We start from the raw sequence: 19,779 nt of genomic DNA on the forward strand, positions 1-19,779 counted from the left end.
TCTTATTTGTAATTTTTAGGATTATCTTTATTGTTGTTTATTGTGTTGTTTATCGTGTTGTTTTTTAATAATAAGTCTCTTCGCTGGATGGCGCTATGCCGGTCGCATTTTCAATGCGGTAAGTGCGAGGGAAGGCGATCTCAGAGTTCCGTAGCCCGAACGCAATGTCATTTAGTTAGGGACTTTTTATTAAAAAATATTTTTAGGATATAAGTTATGCTGTAAGTTTTCATTATATAATACCCCAAAACGCACAGACTTCCCCCTTGGCAGGCAATTACAGTTTTTAAACAATCTCTTTTCTATTCTTAAAAATTATAGTATTCTTATATTAAGATACTCTATATCCAAAGGCTACAAAACCTTTCATCTTCTTGGAACGGGGGAATTTCCGGCCGGGTCTGACCGGAGTCAGGTATTGCAGCAAGAGTGTCTCGATATGCGGCGGAATTGTGGAACAGCTTTTTTGCAGGAAAATTTTGCAGATATGTACAGCCATTGTGAAATTTATCTGATAAACGTATTTTTGGTCTTTCTGTTTGACAGTTACATGTGCGGTAACTGATTCGCAGAAATTGTACATGATGATACGTGCGTATATTTCCTGTTCTACATATTCCGCCTTCTTTGAATGAAGATTCGATACCCCGATATTATATTTCAGTTTTCGGAATGAAGTCTCGATCCCCCATCTTAAATGATATAGTTCTTTTATTTTTTCCGGAGGAAAACGGTCTTTTCCCAGATTCGTGACAATACATTCATATTCCCCTGTATCCAGCTGAAAACGTACCAGCCGCAGGTGCATGGGATAAACAGCCTGTTTGCCATCTTTTTCCAGATTCAGAAAGTCAAATGCAGATCTGGGAGAAAGTTTTTTATATCTTATCGGGTCCCGTTTAGAGTGGACCGTACTACGCGTAATAAAAAAATCCAGCCCTTCATCCAGTTCCCGGTCCGGAAGACGAAAGCCGCAGGAAATGCCTCCTTTGCTGAAAATATCTTTTGTACGGATGACAAAGGAGAGACCTTTTGCCATGATGTGTGCAAAGACATGGTAAGTTTCATATCCGCGATCGGCCAGTATGATCGTTCTGTCAGGGTGAGGTATATTCCGCAGCATTTGTATCAATGCACGGGATTCATTGCTGACCATTGTTTTTTCAATAAGGACATCCACATATTTTTTATTACAAAGATCATATAGGGCATGAAGATGAAGCTGATTGGAGCCTTTTTTTCCGGAACCGGAAGGCTTACAGCTGTCTTTATCATCCGGATTATAAAAGATGTTCAGATCCGAGCCATCACATGCAAGAAGCTGAAAACCCTCATAATCATGTTCAGAGGGAAGTGATCGTGAAAAACGGTGCAGAAGATGATAAAAAGCATCCGGATGTATCTTGGCCCGTTGCTGCTGGAGAGCAGAAAGGGATGGGAGATCTTTTTGAGACCGGCATGAAAAGAAATCAAAAAATGCTGTATTGAGAGAACCGCCCCTCATAGTTAAAAGAAAAAGGATCGTATCCTGGAAAGATATCTTACGTTTCCTGGAAAAATCAATACCAGGTCTGGTGACAAAAGAGTTTATTTCGCTCTCCAGTTCAGAAATGAGTGACATGAGCAATTCATAATTATAAGTAAACGCTGAATTCATAGGCACATCTCCTTTGCATAATAAAAAAAGTTACAGTGTATAGTCTTTTTTTACCATACACTGTAACTTTTGGGAATAGGGCGTCCCTAACTAAATGACATTGGCCCGAACGCCCTCCCTCGCGCTCCCACCCCGTTGGGCACGGAAGAAGTTCTGCGTTGTTGTATGTACTGCGTTGTTGACTTTTGTCTGTATGCTTCGGTATTGGATGTGGAACGTTGTGCCGATCTGGTTTCTGTATTCTTCGGTACTTATGGTGGTACACTGTGCCGATCTGCGATCTGGTTCTGGGATTCTTCGGTACTTATAGTGGTACGCTGTGCCGATCTGGTCCCTGTATTCTTCGATATTTATGGTGGTACGCTGTGCCGATCTGGTTCCTGTATTCTGGATTCTTTGATGTTGCTTTGATGTTTGCTTCTGTCCTATGCTCTGGCTTTTTTCTTGTCGGCTGGAAGCGTCAGCCAGAGGAAGGTGGCATCGGGCCGGGCTGCTGCGGAGGAGGGGTGATTACTACTTGGGCTGCGGGAGACGGCGTTATTGCGGCAGGGTCTGCTGTCTGAGCCGGAGGCGAGTTCTGGCCCTGCCGCAATGCTTTTAGCCGTCTCACGGAGTCCTAGTAGTATCCCCCGACGGAGTCCCTGCCCGGAGCGATGCCACCTTCCTCTGGTGTCCCTCGACCACATCCCCCCCGGAGCGATGCCACCTTCCTCTGGCGTCCCTCTCCATCCTTCTCACAAAACCTCAAAAGCATCCCCGACTGCATCCACCGAGCAATGCCACCTTCCTCTGGCGTCCCTCGACCACATCCATACACACCAAAAAAAGCCCGGCATCTTCATATTCCAAAGACACCGGACTCCCATCAGTCATATATAAGCTGGAAATGAGACTCGAACTCACGACCCCTTCATTACGAGTGAAGTGCTCTACCGACTGAGCTATTCCAGCTTGTGCTAAACACAACTGATATTATACCGTATTTTACAAAAAATGCAAGCACTTTTTCCTACAATCCACTTAAATCCTCACCACACCAATCACCCCCAACCATATTCCCATTTAATTCACAAACCATCACTCATCCCCGGAAGCCCCCTTCCTGCGAGAAGCCACCCGTCTCACAACCTTTACCGCATCCTTTACAGCCACAGATTTTTCAACCACCGTCATTTTCGCCTTATCCATACGCTTTCCCCTGCTTTTCCCCGCAGTCTTTTTCACATTTCCTTTCTTCACAGAGCTTTTCTTCACATCCCCCTTCTCCGGTGTACACCCAAATACCGCCACACCATAAGCCGGAAGCTTCAGCTTCAAAGAAAACTCCCTGTTATCACACTCCATATGAATAGCCGCTTTCGCCCGTGCGTTCACCACACCCTGTCCGCCAAACTTTTCACTGTCACTGTTGAAAATTTCCTTATATTTCCCCGCAAAAGGCACACCAACCCGGTAACTGTCATAAGATACCGGTGAAAAATTACACACCGCAAGAATCGTTTCTTCCGGCTTTTCCGTCTTACGAAGAAACGCAACCACATTCTCATCATAGCTGGTAAACTGGATCCACTCAAACCCATCCGAATTACCATCCATTGCATACAACGCCGGATGATTCCTGTAAAGTTCATTCAGATCATGCAGATACGCCCTCATTTCCGGCCCCACATCCCCATCCGGCGCAGTCATCTTCACACCCGGATGAAGCATCAGATAGCCATACGCAGCACGCAGCTGAGCATCCTTCTGCCTTGAAGATCCCGGAAGCTTCTCCAGAAACTCTTTTAACGTACCCACATCTCTCTTCCCCAGAGTCAGTACATAATGCTCACTATATGCATACATCATGGAAAGCGTCAGCTGATCATAATAATTTCGTCTGTCCAAAGGCTCTGCTTCCAGGTAAGAAAGAAGATCCTTTGTCCAGCCACCACTCCATTTATAGTCAAACCCCAGATGATCATTCTCCACACTGTCTGTAAGCTGCGGCCATAAACCATCCTCCTGTGCGATCAGAAGAATCCCCGGATACTGCTTCTTCACAATAGAATTCAGATGCTTCAGAAACTCCATTGCCTGAAGGTTCTCATTGGAACTATAAAGATTAGCCGTCCACTGTCCCGCCTCTCTTCCAAAATCCAGATACAGCATCGCATCTACATCATCCATCCGAAATCCGTCCACATGAAATTCATCCAGCCAGAAAAACGCATTAGAAATAAGAAAATCTTTGACCATAGGACTTCCGTAATTATAAAGCATGGTGCCCCACATCGGATGAACGGCCATAGCCGGATCCTGTACTTCATAAAGAGGAGTTCCGTCAAATTTCTCAAGCCCTGCATCAAACCGCGGAAACTGAGCCGGTGTCCAGTCCAGGATCACGCCAATCCCTGCCTGATGAAGATCCTCCACCAGTGTCCGGAAATCTGCCGCAGTCCCAAAACGGGTAGTCACAGCATAATACGCAGACGTAGAATATCCTCCTGAACTTCGGTCAAGATACTCCATCACCGGATGAAATTCTACATGCGTATAACCGGTTTCCTTCAGAAACTCCACCAGTTCACCACTGTTTTTCCACTCTGTTACATCCGTTTCATAAATGGAAACCGGAACTTCACGGCTGGCAAACCTTTCACGTTCCTTCATCCACGCTTCATCCTGCCATAAAAAATCTCCCAGTTCTGTTACAACAGAAATCACAGACGGCGCTCCCTGGGTTCCATTTCCATACGGATCAGATTTCCTCTGTACATTGCCGCCTTTGATCTTGATCTCATACTGGTAAGAGGCCCCTGCCTGTACACCTGGAACAAAAAGCTCAAAAATTCCGGACATTGGCATCCGATGCATCGGAAGCCGCCTTCCATCCCACCTGTCAAAATCACCGACCACACTGACACTGATTGCATTTGGCGCCCAGACTGCAAAATATGTTCCTTCTACCTCGCCACAGGTCCCAGGATGCGCTCCCAGCTTCTCATATGCCTTGTAATAGACACCGGCACAAAAAGCTCGTTCCTCCTCTTCCGTGATCTGGCATGGATATTCATAAGCATCGTAAAAAGTCTCTTTCCTGCTTCCTCTTATCACACGGAAACGATATTCCGGAATCCTTTTCAGCGGAAGCATTACAGCATAATAACCAGCCTCATCTTCCAGGATCATCGGATAACTCTTTTCCCCTACAACAACCTCTGCAGCATCCGTTCCCGGAAAAAATCCCTGGATCAGAACGCCATCCTCTGTTACCCTTGGCTGCATCACATCACGAGGTGATGCCTCCTCCCCGTAAACGATTGCCTCGATCCGGGGCCAATCCATATATTCATACGCTTTATCAGCCATAATCGTCTCCTCCATCATATTTGTTGTTTTATAGACTAAGTTTACCACCATTTTACAGAAAAATAAAGATAACAGTTCTAATCTTCGCAAAAAGCACCACAAGTAACCGGTAACAGAACAGAAAATAATTCGATTTGGTCCTTCCCAAAATCATGTGTAACGATTATAATATGAAGCAGAATATGAAACAAATAACTTATCAGGAGGAATCATCAATGGAAAACAGACAGTATGATGTAACAGCTCTCGGCGAGCTTCTGATCGACTTCACAGAAAACGGTGACAGTTCCCAGGGAAACCCCACTTTCGAGGCAAACCCGGGCGGAGCTCCCTGTAACGTTCTTGCCATGCTGAACCGTCTTGGCAAAAAAACTGCATTTATCGGAAAGGTCGGAAACGACATGTTCGGCAAGCAGCTGAAGGCTGCCGTAGAAGAATGCGGCATTGATACCAGAAATCTTGTCATGGACGATGAAATTCATACTACCCTTGCTTTTGTACATACTTACCCGGACGGAGACCGTGATTTTTCTTTCTACCGTAATCCAGGTGCAGATATGATGCTGACAAAGGATGATGTAGATGCCGATCTGATCCGCAATTCCAGGATCTTCCATTTCGGCACGCTTTCTTCCACACATGAGGGTGTCCGTGAAGCAACCCGCTATGCTCTTGACGTGGCAAAAGAAGCCGGATGCATCATCACCTTTGACCCGAACTTACGCCCTCCACTCTGGAAGGATCTGAACGATGCCCGCAAAGAGATCGAATACGGCATGGAACGCTGTGATGTACTGAAGATTTCTGATAATGAAGTGGAATTTCTTTTTGACACAACAGATTATGACAAGGGTGCTGCCCTTATCGAAGAAAAATATCATATCCCGCTTGTGCTGATCACAATGGGAAAAGACGGAAGCCGCGCTTATTATCGCGGACGGAAGGTCGAGGCTGCTCCTTTCCTTCAGGAAAAAACCATTGAAACCACCGGCGCCGGTGACACCTTCTGCGCAAGCACATTGAACTATGTACTTGAGCACGGGCTTGATGATCTCACAGACGAGAACCTTGCAGAACTGCTTACTTTTGCAAATGCGGCAGCTTCTCTTATCACAACAAAGAAGGGCGCGCTTCGCGTGATGCCTACAAGGGATGAAGTTCTTGACTTCATCGCATCTCGCAAGTAATTAGTTTTTATTTTTTCTTATAGTTCTTATTTATTAGCTTTGATAAGCTGAGGAAAACCGCAGGGGGAGAAAGCACTCGGAGTTACGAAGCCCGCTTTCAATGTCATTTAGTTAGGGACTTTTTATTAAAAAATATTTTTAGGATATAAGTTATGCTGTAAGTTTTCATTATATAATACCCCAAAACGCACAGACTTCCCCCTTGGCAGGCAATTACAGTTTTTAAACAATCTCTTTTCTATTCTTAAAAATTATAGTATTCTTATATTAAGATACTCTATATCCAAAGGCTACAAAACCTTTCATCTTCTTGGAACGGGGGAATTTCCGGCCGGGTCTGACCGGAGTCAGGTATTGCAGCAAGAGTGTCTCGATATGCGGCGGAATTGTGGAACAGCTTTTTTGCAGGAAAATTTTGCAGATATGTACAGCCATTGTGAAATTTATCTGATAAACGTATTTTTGGTCTTTCTGTTTGACAGTTACATGTGCGGTAACTGATTCGCAGAAATTGTACATGATGATACGTGCGTATATTTCCTGTTCTACATATTCCGCCTTCTTTGAATGAAGATTCGATACCCCGATATTATATTTCAGTTTTCGGAATGAAGTCTCGATCCCCCATCTTAAATGATATAGTTCTTTTATTTTTTCCGGAGGAAAACGGTCTTTTCCCAGATTCGTGACAATACATTCATATTCCCCTGTATCCAGCTGAAAACGTACCAGCCGCAGGTGCATGGGATAAACAGCCTGTTTGCCATCTTTTTCCAGATTCAGAAAGTCAAATGCAGATCTGGGAGAAAGTTTTTTATATCTTATCGGGTCCCGTTTAGAGTGGACCGTACTACGCGTAATAAAAAAATCCAGCCCTTCATCCAGTTCCCGGTCCGGAAGACGAAAGCCGCAGGAAATGCCTCCTTTGCTGAAAATATCTTTTGTACGGATGACAAAGGAGAGACCTTTTGCCATGATGTGTGCAAAGACATGGTAAGTTTCATATCCGCGATCGGCCAGTATGATCGTTCTGTCAGGGTGAGGTATATTCCGCAGCATTTGTATCAATGCACGGGATTCATTGCTGACCATTGTTTTTTCAATAAGGACATCCACATATTTTTTATTACAAAGATCATATAGGGCATGAAGATGAAGCTGATTGGAGCCTTTTTTTCCGGAACCGGAAGGCTTACAGCTGTCTTTATCATCCGGATTATAAAAGATGTTCAGATCCGAGCCATCACATGCAAGAAGCTGAAAACCCTCATAATCATGTTCAGAGGGAAGTGATCGTGAAAAACGGTGCAGAAGATGATAAAAAGCATCCGGATGTATCTTGGCCCGTTGCTGCTGGAGAGCAGAAAGGGATGGGAGATCTTTTTGAGACCGGCATGAAAAGAAATCAAAAAATGCTGTATTGAGAGAACCGCCCCTCATAGTTAAAAGAAAAAGGATCGTATCCTGGAAAGATATCTTACGTTTCCTGGAAAAATCAATACCAGGTCTGGTGACAAAAGAGTTTATTTCGCTCTCCAGTTCAGAAATGAGTGACATGAGCAATTCATAATTATAAGTAAACGCTGAATTCATAGGCACATCTCCTTTGCATAATAAAAAAAGTTACAGTGTATAGTCTTTTTTTACCATACACTGTAACTTTTGGGAATAGGGCGTCCCTAACTAAATGACATTGGCCCGCTTTTCTCCCCCTGCACCCCCTCTTTCCGGGCACGTACCGCGGAGGCGGCGCTTCGCGCCTGTCCGCCAATTGTTGAAGTTTCTACGTATTTTCCCTGTTATATCATATATTTTTATTAATGTCTTATCGTATAAAAATTTATATCCAATACCATTACGTATATTATATTTACACATTATGTTTGTATTTGATATATTTGCATTTAATATATTCGCATTTGATATATTCCCATTTGATATATTCCCATTTGATATATTCCCATTTAATATATTCCCATTTGATATATTCCCATTTGATATATTCCCATTTGATATATTCCCATTTGATATATTCCCATTTGATATATTTACCATTCAAATTCACTTCTATAATATTCCAAAAAATCCGCAGATGTGCCCCGCACATCGAGACCTACCAAACCCCTCCCCCCTCACTCTCGGCTCAACCTTCCACATCCAATACCGTCACATACCTATAACGGCCTCAAGACTTTTTCACTCTCAACAACCCCTTCAGGCCGTTTTCCTCCATCGGCTCAACCTTTCGTTCCCAGCACCGTCGCATACAGACACAAGTCAACAAAACTCCCGTCCTCCACAACCAAGCACTCCTAAAAAAAGCCCGAGGGGTGTGCAGAGGGGCCGCGGCTTTGCGGCCCCTTTGCGGTTTTCCTTTTTTCCTCAAAAAAAATACTGTGCGCCATTCGCCAAAAAAGCAAACGCCACACAGTATTTAAAAAAAAGTATTTCTAACCTCTTGTTACTTTACTTAACAACACGCACCCTATACATTCCCTCAATCTCCTTGAGTTCATCCAACGCCTTAGCAGACGCCGCACTCTCAAGATCAATAAGAGTATAAGCAAACTCCCCTTTACTCTTATTCGTCATATCCGCAATATTCAGTCCCTCGGATCCAAGGATCTTGGTAACCTGACTGATCATATTCGGTGTGTTGCTGTGCGCAAGAGAGATTCTTCCAACAGCCACACAGGTACCCATATCACAGTTCGGATAATTAACTGAATTTTTGATATTACCATTCTCAAGGTAATCGCGGATCTCCTTTACAGCCATCTCTGCACAATTTTCTTCAGATTCCTCTGTAGACGCACCAAGATGCGGAGTTACCAGAATACCCTCGCGTCCTGCAACTGTCTCATTTGCAAAGTCAGTTACATACTTCTTAACCTTGCCACTCTCAACAGCCTCGATCAGCGCATCCTCATCAACAAGAAGATCTCTTGCAAAATTCAGAAGAACTACGCCGTCCTTCATCTTATCGAAAGCTTCTTTGTTGATCATCTTCTTAGTGCTGTCAAGAAGCGGCACATGAATGGTGATATAATCGCACTGGCTGTAGATCTCATCCAGGCTCTTGCTGTGCTTGATAGTTCTGGACAGGTTCCATGCCGCATCAATAGAAAGATATGGGTCATAGCCATATACTTCCATGCCAAGACCGCATGCTGCGTTTGCCACCATGGCTCCAATGGCTCCAAGACCGATGATACCAAGCTTTTTGCCGCTGATCTCGCATCCTGCGAACTGTTTTTTCTGCTTCTCGGCAAGCTTGCCGATGTGCTCTTTATCTTTCTCCTGCGCAACCCACTCGATACCTCCTACGATATCTCTGGATGCAAGGAGCATACCTGCAAGTACCAGCTCTTTTACGCCGTTTGCGTTAGCTCCAGGCGTGTTGAATACAACAACACCCTTCTCTGCATACTCCTTAACCGGAATATTATTGACGCCTGCACCTGCACGTGCAACTGCGCAAACGCTCTTCGGCAGCTCCATGTCGTGCATTTTTGCACTTCTTACAAGGATTGCATCACACTGGTCAGCGGTCTCTGTTTTTTTATAATTATCGCCAAAAAGTTTCAGACCTTTTTCAGCGATAGGATTCAGGCAATGATACTGGAACATTATGCATTCTCCTCCTCAAATTTTTTCATGAATGCAACCAGTGCCTCTACGCCGGCCTTTGGCATGGCATTGTAGATGCTGGCACGCATTCCGCCAACAGTACGGTGTCCTTTCAGGTTTACAAGTCCTGCTTCAGTTGCCTCTTTGACAAACTTGGCATCCATTTCCTTGTCACCGGTTACGAACGGTACATTCATAAGAGATCTGTCTTCCGGAACTACAGTTCCTTTGAACAGCTTGCTGGAATCCAGGTAATCATAAAGGATTTTTGCTTTTTCCTCATTGCGCTGTTTCATCACTTCCAGACCGCCCATCTTCTTCAGCCATTTAAATACTTTTCCGCATACATAGATGCAGTAAGCATTCGGTGTATTGTAAAGAGAGCCTGCGTCTGCATGTGTCTTATAAGTAAGCATGGTTGGGGTTCCCGGAAGAACATCCTCTGTGATCAAGTCCTCACGGATGATCACGATAACCATGCCTGCCGGTCCGATGTTCTTCTGAACACCGCCATAGATAATACCATATTTGCTTACATCCACCGGCTCAGACAGAAAGCAGGAGGATACATCTGCTACCAGAGTCTTACCTTTTGTGTTTGGAAGTTTTTTGAATTTTGTGCCGTAAATGGTGTTGTTCTCACAGATGTATACGTAGTCTGCATCCGGGCTGATCGGCAGATCACTGCAGTCCGGAATATAGCTGAAGGTTTTATCTTCAGAAGATGCGATCTTGTTTGCTTTTCCGTATTTCTGAGCTTCCTGATAAGCTTTTTTTGCCCACTGTCCTGTTACGATATAATCTGCGACCTTGTTTTTCATGAGGTTCATCGGGATCATGGCAAACTGCTGGGATGCTCCTCCCTGAAGGAAAAGTACCTTGTAGTTATCCGGAATGTTCATAAGCTCGCGAAGATCTTTCTCTGCAGTATCAATGATCTCCTGAAAAGCTGCACTTCTGTGGCTCATTTCCATAACAGACATTCCTGTGCCGTTATAATCCATCATCTCATCCGCTACTTCTTTGAGTACTTCCTCTGGAAGCACTGCCGGTCCGGCAGAAAAATTATACACTCTACTCATGTTTCTTCATATCCTCCTCGTCAAATACATCATCAAGGTTCGCACCAGCCGGTACCATCGGGAACACACTCAGATCCTGATCGATCCAGCACTCCAGAACGACAGGTCCCTCTGCTGCCAGTGCCATCTTAAGTGCAGGCTCCACATCCTCCATCTTTGTCACACGAATGGCTTTTGCACCCAGCGCCTCTGATAATTTCACAAAATCAACGGCGTCATCCAGTACTGTGGAAGAGTACCTCTTTCCATAGAAAAGCGTCTGCCACTGACGCACCATTCCCAGTACATGATTGTTCATAACAATCTGGATCAGCTGTCTGCCACAGCGTGCAGCTGTTGCCAGCTCATTCATATTCATACGGAAGCATCCGTCACCTGCTATATTTACAACTGTTTTTTCCGGTCTGCCCATCTTCGCGCCAATTGCAGCGCCAAGACCATAGCCCATGGTTCCAAGGCCGCCGGAAGTAAGAAGAGTTCTCGGCTCTTTGTATTTATAATACTGCGCCGCCCACATCTGATGCTGTCCAACATCTGTGGAGATGATCGCATCACCGTTGGTCAACTCATAAAGCTTCTCTATAATATACGGACCTGTAAGCTGTGTGTGATCATAATTCAGCGGATATTTTGATTTCAATTCCTGGATATGTGCAATCCACTCCGGATGTTCTTTCTTCGGAATTTCCTCCAGAAGGCGTTTCAACACTTCCTTCACATCACCGATCACACTGGCATCCACTTTGATATTTTTATTGATCTCCGCAGCATCCACATCGATCTGAAGGATTTTTGCATTATGTGCAAAAGTTTTTGTATTTCCTGTTACACGGTCACTGAAGCGTGCCCCGAGAACAATAAGAAGATCGCACTCTGTTACGCCAAGATCGGAAGTCTTGGTTCCGTGCATACCTACCATACCTGTATAGAGAGGATCTTCTCCCGGGAAAGTACCCTTGCCCATCAGAGTATCACAGACAGGAGCCTGGATCCTGCGAGCCAGCTCACGTACTTCCTGGTCAGCACCGGAGATCACACATCCGCCGCCAACAAAAATAAACGGTTTCTCTGCCTCTCTGATCATTTCCAGTGCCTGATCAATATCTTCTTTACGGATACTTTTGATCTCACGGTTAACAGCAGCCGGATGACATGGCTCATATTCATATTTCATTCCTGTGATATCCTTCGGGACATCCACAAGCACCGGACCGGGTCTTCCGCTTTTTGCAATATAAAATGCTCTTCTTAACGTATCTGCAAGATCTTCGATATTCTTTACGATGAAACTGTATTTTGTTACAGGCATTACGATACCTGCGATATCAACCTCCTGGAAAGAATCTCTTCCCAGGAGTGGTCTTCCTACGTTTGCAGTAATGGCTACCATCGGTACGGAATCCATGTATGCAGTCGCGATTCCTGTTACCAGGTTAGTTGCTCCTGGACCGGAGGTTGCCAGGCAGACACCTACCTTTCCGGTCGCTCTTGCATAACCGTCAGCAGCATGGGATGCACCCTGCTCGTGGGAGGTCAGTACATGTGTGATCTCATCTTTGTATTCATATAAGGCATCGTAAACATTCAGGATCGCGCCGCCCGGATATCCAAATACGGTATCAACGCCCTGTTCCTTCAGACATTCTACGATGATCTCTGCACCTGTAAGCTGCATATCTTTCGTTCCTCCTTATTTTGCTTTCGGTACTTCCAGGATCGCGCCACGGTTTCCGGATGTTACCATGGCAGCGTATCTTGCCAGATATCCGGTTGTCACCTTCGGCTCTCTTGGCTGCCATTTTTCTCTTCTGGCCTGCATCTCTTCATCTGAAACCTTGATCTCCAGTTTCAGCTCCGGAATATTGATACTGATGATATCGCCTTCCTCAACCAGTGCGATCGGACCGCCTACTGCTGCCTCCGGTGATACGTGTCCGATAGCGGCTCCTCTGGATGCACCACTGAAACGTCCGTCGGTGATCAGGGCTACGGAAGAACCAAGTCCCATTCCCACGATAGCAGATGTAGGATTCAGCATTTCTCTCATTCCAGGGCCACCCTTTGGTCCCTCGTAGCGGATAACCACAACATCTCCCTCTACGATCTTACCGCTCTTGATGGCAACAATTGCGTCATCCTCGCTGTCAAATACACGTGCAGGACCTTCATGTACCAGCATCTCCGGTACAACTGCCGAACGTTTTACAACACCACCATCCGGTGCAAGGTTTCCTTTCAGTACGGCAAGTCCGCCTGTCTTTGTATACGGATTGTCGATAGGGCGGATAACCTCCGGATTCAGGTTTACACAGTTTTTGATATTCTCACCTACTGTTTTTCCGGTTACTGTCATACACTCTGTATGGAGAAGTCCCAGCTTGTTCAGCTCATTCATGACCGCATAGACACCGCCGGCCTCATTAAGATCTTCCATGTAGGTCGGGCCTGCCGGTGCAAGGTGGCAAAGGTTCGGGGTCTTCTCACTGATCTCATTTGCAAAGCTGATATCAAAGTCCATTCCGATCTCATGTGCGATAGCCGGAAGATGAAGCATACTGTTTGTGGAGCATCCAAGTGCCATATCTACTGTAAGTGCATTTAAAACTGCCTCTTTTGTCATAATGTCTCTTGGGCGGATGTTCCTTCTGTACATTTCCATTACCTGCATTCCTGCATGCTTTGCAAGACGGATACGTTCAGAGTATACTGCCGGGATGGTACCGTTTCCTTTCAGTCCCATACCGAGAACCTCAGTCAGGCAGTTCATGCTGTTCGCAGTGTACATACCGGAACATGATCCACAGGTCGGGCAGGTTTTGTTTTCGAATTCTTCCAGATCATCTGCTGTGAGGGTTCCTGCTGCATAGGAGCCTACTGCCTCAAACATGCTGGAAAGACTGGTTTTATGTCCTTTTACATGACCGGCAAGCATCGGACCGCCGCTTACAAATACAGTAGGAACGTTGATTCTTGCCGCTGCCATCAGAAGGCCAGGTACGTTTTTGTCACAGTTGGGAACCATGACCAGAGCATCGAACTGATGAGCCAGTGCCATGGCCTCTGTGGAATCTGCGATCAGGTCACGTGTAACAAGGGAATATTTCATTCCAACGTGTCCCATTGCGATTCCGTCACATACTGCGATCGCCGGAAATACAACCGGTGTGCCGCCAGCCATTGCAACGCCAAGTTTCACAGCATTTACAATTTTGTCAAGGTTCATATGTCCCGGTACGATCTCGTTATAAGAGCTTACGATTCCTACCAGTGGTTTGTCCATTTCTTCCTTTGTCATTCCAAGGGCATTGAACAGGGAACGATGTGGTGCCTGCTGTGTGCCTTTTCTTACGGTATCACTTCTCATTTTCAGGGTCTCTCCTTTTTATTTTTTACGATATGATCCGGTATCTGCTTATTGTCTTCTTTTACCTGATATCGGTTCTTTTTGTTCTGTTTCGTTTTGTTCGTCTTTATTTATGCGATGGCATCTGCGATCAGATCGCCCATCTCTTTGGTTCCGACAAGCTTGCATCCGTCAGACATGATATCTCCTGTTCTGTAACCATCTGTAAGAACCTTCTGTACTGCTGTTTCCACAGCATCTGCTTCTTTATCAAGATCCAGAGAATATCTCAGCATCATGGCAGCGGAAAGAATGGTTGCGATCGGGTTTGCCTTGTTCTGGCCTGCGATATCCGGTGCTGAACCATGGCTCGGCTCATAGAGACCAAGCTTTGTCTCATTTAAGCTTGCGGAGGAAAGCATTCCGATAGAACCGGTCACCATACTTGCCTCATCAGAAAGGATATCTCCAAACATGTTTTCTGTAAGGATAACATCAAACTGCTTCGGGTCACGTACCAGCTGCATTGCACAGTTATCAACCAGCATATGCTCCAGTGTTACATCCGGATAATTCTTTGCCACATCCTCCACTACACTTCTCCAGAGTCTGGAAGAATCAAGAACATTGGCTTTATCTACACTTGTAACCTTATTTCTTCTCTTACGTGCGATCTCAAATGCCTTAATTGCAATACGGCGGATCTCATTCTCATTATAAGAAAGAGTATCTACTGCTGTGCGGACTCCGTTCTCCTCAGTAGTCTTTCTTGCTCCGAAATAAAGACCTCCTGTAAGCTCTCTTACGATGATCATGTCAAAACCATCTCCGATGATCTCATCACGGAGCGGGCATGCATCACGAAGCTCATTGTAAAGATAAGCCGGACGAAGATTTGCAAACAGGTTCAGCGCCTTACGTATCGCAAGAAGACCTGCCTCCGGACGTTTGGATGGCTCAAGCTTATACCACGGGGATGTCTTGGCATCACCGCCAATGGAACCCATCAGTACTGCATCAGAAGCTTTTGCCTGGGCAATGGCTTCCTCTGTAAGGGGTACTCCGTGAGCATCAATGGATGCCCCTCCTAAAAGAACCTCTGTGTATGAAAATTTATGACTGTATTTCTCACATACTCTGTCTAAAACTTTTTTGGCCTCGGCAACAATCTCCGGACCGATTCCGTCTCCCGGAATCAGGGCAATTTTGTACTCCATTTGATTCACTCCTCCGATTTCCCCTGTGCTGTAAAATTTTAACGCACTGGTGTGGATAATTGTTATTATCATAACGCACTTTTCGACGGATTTCAACCTATTAAATAGATAAAGTTATTTCCGGAATGCAAAAAATAAACAGCAATTCCCTGTTTCTGCCGCCACAGAGACATACTTTCGCACACAGAAAAAAGAAAAACTGCCCTACCATTCCGGTACAGCAGTCTTTCTTTTTTTATCATATTCTGTTTTTCCTGATGATCTTCTCAGAATTTCCCGCTGGAACCACCGAAGGTATCACCGGAAGATGAGGTATGGGTGCTGGAACCACCGTTATTATCCTCATTTTTCGGTTTTGCGGATTTTGATACCGTACTGTAGAGGTAAAAATCATTACTTCTGGTCACATTCATACTGCCCTGCCGCACATAAGAAGCCGCCCGATCCTGTTTTCGCACAGTTTTCAACTTTCTTCTCATATTTCCGGTCACCAGTAATCCTGCCACAAGCCCCACAGCAAGAGCAATCAGCAGGTTTATCCCAACCGCAAAAGGCTCATCCGGAAGGTTTTCCACATCGTATGGCTCTGCCTCATCTGCCTGCGTGATAAAATCATCGCATTCCGTGGCAAACTTATGAAACGCTTCGTTATAATCACCGTCACTTAAATAAGGCTTCACCTGATCCATGATGTAGGACTGTCCGGCATCCGTAAACACTTCTATCGCATATCCGTGTGTTGCAATGGCCCAGTTACGGTCTCCCATATCCAACAGGAATAAAATACCGTCACCATTTTCCCCCTGCCCATATCCATGGTCAATAAAATAATCCTCCGCATACGCCTGGGCTGTTTTTCCCTCAAGACTGTTAACGGTAACGACCACAACATCTACCTGATCCCGCTCACTGATCTCATCCAGAGTACTGCTCAGGCTCTCCTGCTGCTCTGCATCCAGAAGTCCCGCCTGGTCATCCAGACGGCTTACGGTGCCTGCCCATACTGGAAAAGCACATGCCAGACACAAAAGGATCGATATCAAAAATACAGATATTCTTTTTTTCATGGCATCCACCTCCCTACAAAACCCAGATCAGATACAGGATAATATAAGCGATCACACCCACGACCCCCGTTGTTCCCAGAAACCATCGTGCAAAAGCGTTCTTGTCTGTAGGCAGATTTCCCACAAATTTCCCTGTCTGACCATTCATGGCAAATATGTAATTATCACCCTTCCACTTCGTCTGCAGGATCCATACGGGATATAGCGCATATTTCGTTGTCCCGTTATGAAGCCGGATACTGGTATTCTCCGGTACCACACTGGCGTATCCTCTCACTGTATCCCGGAATGCAGCCTCTGTGCTACGACGGATACGCTCATTGGCACGTTCCTCACACTCGCTCGCTGTCACATCATATTTATCTGCAAAATATCCAGCCAGATACGCAGTCTGAAAATCCACCGCTTCTTTGAAATCAAAAGGCTCTATAGACTCCATCAGATCATTTTCCATGCTGGCAGAGCCATCCACCGGTACATGATCAAAACCAAGAGAACCACTTCTGTGTACTGCATAATAGCTGGTCTCCGTATAATCATAATCACTATCGCTCCAGAACCGGGTCTTTGTTGCACGGTAACGGATATCTGCGTCTGCGTCTGTGTCATACAGCCAAAACGGAACGTAGATGCCCTTAACCTCGCTGATATGATTCTCTGACTTAAATGCTTTCGGCAAAAGTCTCTTACCGGTAAGATGCTTTTTCAGCCTCTCCTTTGCCGCTTTCTTGTCCAGCTTAAACGGGATCACATAATCCGGCTTCAGTGCACCGGACAGCTGCCCGGTCATTACCACCGGACTTCCGCAAAACGGGCAGGCCGTTGCTGCCGTATTGGCATCTCCCACGATCTCACCGCCACAGGACTTGCACACATAGGTACGCAGCCCCTCACTCTCCCCGTCCTGCCACTCACTGCCGGCCTCATCCGACCAGCTCATATCCTCAGGCTGCTCTTCCTCCACAGTCTGGGCATATTCCGATAACGTACCAACATCAAACTCCGTATCACAAAACGGACACTTCATCTTCTGCACAGAACTGTCAAACTCTATGGAGCCACCACAGCACGGACACTTAAACTCCTGCATCTTCGCCATATATTCACCTCACTTCATCATTCTGTATCCAACAACCGGCAGGAGTTACCCTGCATTTTGCTCCTGACCATCTCTCTTTCTGATCTATACTGCATCCTCCGGTCCGAACGGATCACCGCACTCCGGGCAGAATTTCGGTGGATTCTCCGGATCTGCCGGTTCCCATCCGCACCTGCTGCAGCGATACTGCATCTTCTTCTCCGGCTTCTTCGCTCCGCAGTTCATACAGAACTTTCCTTTATTCACCGTACCGCAGGAACAGGTCCAGCTGTCCTCCACCGGACGCGATGCACCACACTCCGGACAGAATTTCCCCGAAGAAACCGCACCACAGCTACAGGTCCAGGAACCAGCCGCAGCCCCTACTCCGTTCCCTGCCGGCGAAACCGGCTGCGCTGCCTGCTGCTGTACACTCTGCTGCTGCGCCTGCTGCTTCTGGCCCATCTCAAACAACTGCTGCGCATTCAGACCACCTGCATTAGCAGCCATACCCATGCCCATAAAACCAGTCATAGCCCCTGCTGAATTAGAAGCCGCAGCCTTCATAGCATCCGCCTGGGCCCCGGTCAGAGTAGCCGCAGCCATAGCAGGATCACGCATCATAGCCGTACGCTGAGCCTGCTTGATCATCTCGGCATCCTCATCCGGCAATGTCACAGAACCAAGTGCCACACTGACCACCTTAAGCCCACGAAGCTCCTCCCACTTGGCAGAAAGCACCTCATTCATGGCATTCTCCAGCTCCGTATTATGAGTCACGATCTGATTCGGACGCAACTCCAGCTCCGAAAGCCTTCCGAAAGCAGGCTGCAGCGCACTGATAAACTCCGCCTTCAGCTGTCCGTCCAGCTCCTCTCTGGTATACTCCCGCTCCACATTTCCACACACATTCGTATAAAAAAGAAGGGGATCCGCGATCCTGTAGGAATAAACACCATGACACCTCACAGCCACATCCACATCCAGCCCGATCCTGGAATCCACAACCCGGAACGGGATCGGATTAGCAGTACCAAACTTGTTATCCACAAGCTCCTTGGTATTAAAATAATACACCCTCTGATCCTTACCCGTATCACCGCCAAAAGCAAACCTCTTCCCGATCGTATCAAAAGTCTTCCTGATTCCGTCACCCAGACTACCTGAAAAAATACTCGGCTCCGTAGAAGCATCATACGTATACTCTCCCGGATCCGCACAAACCTCAACAACCTTCCCCTGCTCCACGATCATCATACACTGACCATCCGCCACAGCGATCCCGCTGCCGCTGGAAATGATATTATCACTCCCATGCTTATTGGAAGACCTGGAAGAAGACCTCTTCGTCCCCTTCACAACCATCACTTCTTTATCCATAGCCTCACAGTAAAAAAACTCCTTCCACTGATCCGCCAACGTACCACCCGCTGCACCCACAGCCGCTCTGATAAGACCCATAAATCCAACCCCTTTCTGAAAATTCATTCTTATTTACAATTTTACGATATTCCAAAGCCATCGTCACTCTCATTTCTGATAGTAACATCATTATTACACGAATTTTACCAAAAATCCACTTATTTCTATACAATATTACAATTGTCATATTCCCATCACATCCGCAATTCTAGCACATCCGCAATTCTAGGCACATCCGCAATCCCAGGCTGACAGCGCAGCGCCTCAGCCGTCCCCCCAACCAAACACAAACTCAGCCATTGCAGTCGTCCAGCGCAGCGCTGACGACCCACAACCAACCGTCAAACGACACTATTTCTCACCGGAAGCACCAGCCGGGGAAGGGGATGCTGGCTGGTCTGCGGCTTCGTCGGGGGCTGGCTTCTAGGACGCCGGAAATCTGCTAAAAGCGTTTTTAAAAAGTCCGAACTCGCGGCCTGCTGCCGCTCAGACAGCGAACTTTTGAAAAACAACGCAGATTCCCGCCGTCCAAGAATCAGCTCCCCTCCTGCAGAAGCAGAGCCATCCAGCATCCCCTTCCCCGGCGTCCCTTCGTCCACACAAAAAAAGACACCACGTCACAAAAAAACGCAGTGCCTCTCTCATATTCAAGTTATTGCGAAAAAAGCATCAAGCAGAAGCCTGATCAGCCTTCTCAACCTCAGCAATCGCCTGCTTCCTCATAGGAATACGGCAATTCTTATTA

14 protein-coding genes and 1 tRNA gene are annotated in these 19,779 nt (G+C 46.2%); 2 read left to right on the forward strand and 13 right to left on the reverse strand.

Going from position 1 to position 19,779, the window contains the following annotated elements:
- Positions 1 to 331: 331 nt before the first annotated feature.
- The 3 genes from CCC70_RS12915 to glgB form a co-directional block, all read right to left on the reverse strand.
- Complete coding sequence (locus CCC70_RS12915; protein ID WP_287084087.1) at positions 332 to 1,657, reverse strand: IS4 family transposase; 1,326 nt, start codon at positions 1,655 to 1,657, stop codon at positions 332 to 334.
- 878 nt (positions 1,658 to 2,535) lie between these two features.
- Positions 2,536 to 2,608: transfer RNA gene (locus tag CCC70_RS12920), tRNA-Thr, on the reverse strand.
- A 126-nt stretch (positions 2,609 to 2,734) separates the two neighbouring features.
- A complete protein-coding gene (gene glgB / locus CCC70_RS12925) occupies positions 2,735 to 5,008 on the reverse strand; it encodes a 1,4-alpha-glucan branching enzyme (protein WP_287085015.1) in 2,274 nt (757 codons plus the stop codon).
- A 215-nt stretch (positions 5,009 to 5,223) separates the two neighbouring features.
- Between glgB and CCC70_RS12930 the strand changes: the two genes are divergently transcribed.
- Positions 5,224 to 6,195, forward strand: coding sequence for a carbohydrate kinase family protein (locus tag CCC70_RS12930; protein WP_287085016.1), 972 nt, complete (start codon positions 5,224 to 5,226; stop codon positions 6,193 to 6,195).
- 267 nt (positions 6,196 to 6,462) lie between these two features.
- On the opposite strand, the gene CCC70_RS12935 is transcribed toward CCC70_RS12930, so the two are convergent.
- The 10 genes from CCC70_RS12935 to CCC70_RS12980 all read right to left on the reverse strand — a co-directional run bounded on the left by CCC70_RS12935 (position 6,463) and on the right by CCC70_RS12980 (position 19,073).
- Entirely contained in the window at positions 6,463 to 7,788 is a 1,326-nt protein-coding gene (locus tag CCC70_RS12935) for an IS4 family transposase (RefSeq protein WP_287084087.1), read from the reverse strand.
- 90 nt (positions 7,789 to 7,878) lie between these two features.
- On the reverse strand, positions 7,879 to 8,250 hold the full coding sequence (locus tag CCC70_RS12940; RefSeq protein ID WP_287085017.1) for a hypothetical protein: 372 nt from the start codon (positions 8,248 to 8,250) through the stop codon (positions 7,879 to 7,881).
- 411 nt (positions 8,251 to 8,661) lie between these two features.
- Positions 8,662 to 9,825, reverse strand: coding sequence for a phosphoglycerate dehydrogenase (locus CCC70_RS12945; protein ID WP_021651414.1), 1,164 nt, complete (start codon positions 9,823 to 9,825; stop codon positions 8,662 to 8,664).
- Positions 9,825 to 10,907: a 3-phosphoserine/phosphohydroxythreonine transaminase gene (serC, locus tag CCC70_RS12950; protein WP_015527147.1), complete on the reverse strand. Its 1,083-nt coding sequence runs from the start codon at positions 10,905 to 10,907 to the stop codon at positions 9,825 to 9,827. The genes CCC70_RS12945 and serC overlap by 1 nt, the downstream gene beginning before the upstream one ends.
- A complete protein-coding gene (gene ilvB / locus CCC70_RS12955; protein WP_287085018.1) occupies positions 10,900 to 12,582 on the reverse strand; it encodes a biosynthetic-type acetolactate synthase large subunit in 1,683 nt (560 codons plus the stop codon). The genes serC and ilvB overlap by 8 nt, the downstream gene beginning before the upstream one ends.
- 15 nt (positions 12,583 to 12,597) lie before the next feature.
- Positions 12,598 to 14,271, reverse strand: coding sequence for a dihydroxy-acid dehydratase (gene ilvD, locus CCC70_RS12960; RefSeq protein WP_287085019.1), 1,674 nt, complete (start codon positions 14,269 to 14,271; stop codon positions 12,598 to 12,600).
- 110 nt (positions 14,272 to 14,381) lie between these two features.
- Positions 14,382 to 15,467, reverse strand: coding sequence for a 3-isopropylmalate dehydrogenase (leuB, locus tag CCC70_RS12965; protein WP_138276404.1), 1,086 nt, complete (start codon positions 15,465 to 15,467; stop codon positions 14,382 to 14,384).
- A 266-nt stretch (positions 15,468 to 15,733) separates the two neighbouring features.
- Positions 15,734 to 16,534, reverse strand: a complete 801-nt coding sequence (locus CCC70_RS12970) for a TPM domain-containing protein (protein ID WP_021651410.1) — start codon at positions 16,532 to 16,534, stop codon at positions 15,734 to 15,736.
- A gap of 13 nt (positions 16,535 to 16,547) precedes the next feature.
- A complete protein-coding gene (locus tag CCC70_RS12975) occupies positions 16,548 to 17,633 on the reverse strand; it encodes a hypothetical protein (protein WP_287085020.1) in 1,086 nt (361 codons plus the stop codon).
- Between the two features lie 84 nt (positions 17,634 to 17,717).
- Positions 17,718 to 19,073 carry an SPFH domain-containing protein gene (locus CCC70_RS12980; protein ID WP_287085021.1) on the reverse strand — a complete coding sequence of 452 codons (1,356 nt, stop codon included), beginning with the start codon at positions 19,071 to 19,073 and terminating at the stop codon, positions 17,718 to 17,720.
- A gap of 462 nt (positions 19,074 to 19,535) precedes the next feature.
- On the opposite strand from CCC70_RS12980, the gene CCC70_RS12985 reads away from it, so the two are divergent.
- Positions 19,536 to 19,779: hypothetical protein (locus CCC70_RS12985; protein WP_287085022.1), on the forward strand; the 244-nt coding region annotated here is incomplete at its 3' end.

It is taken from the genome of Blautia sp. LMAG:89, from assembly GCF_008679485.1.
In the GTDB taxonomy this organism is placed as follows: Bacteria; Bacillota; Clostridia; order Lachnospirales; family Lachnospiraceae; genus Blautia_A; species Blautia_A fusiformis.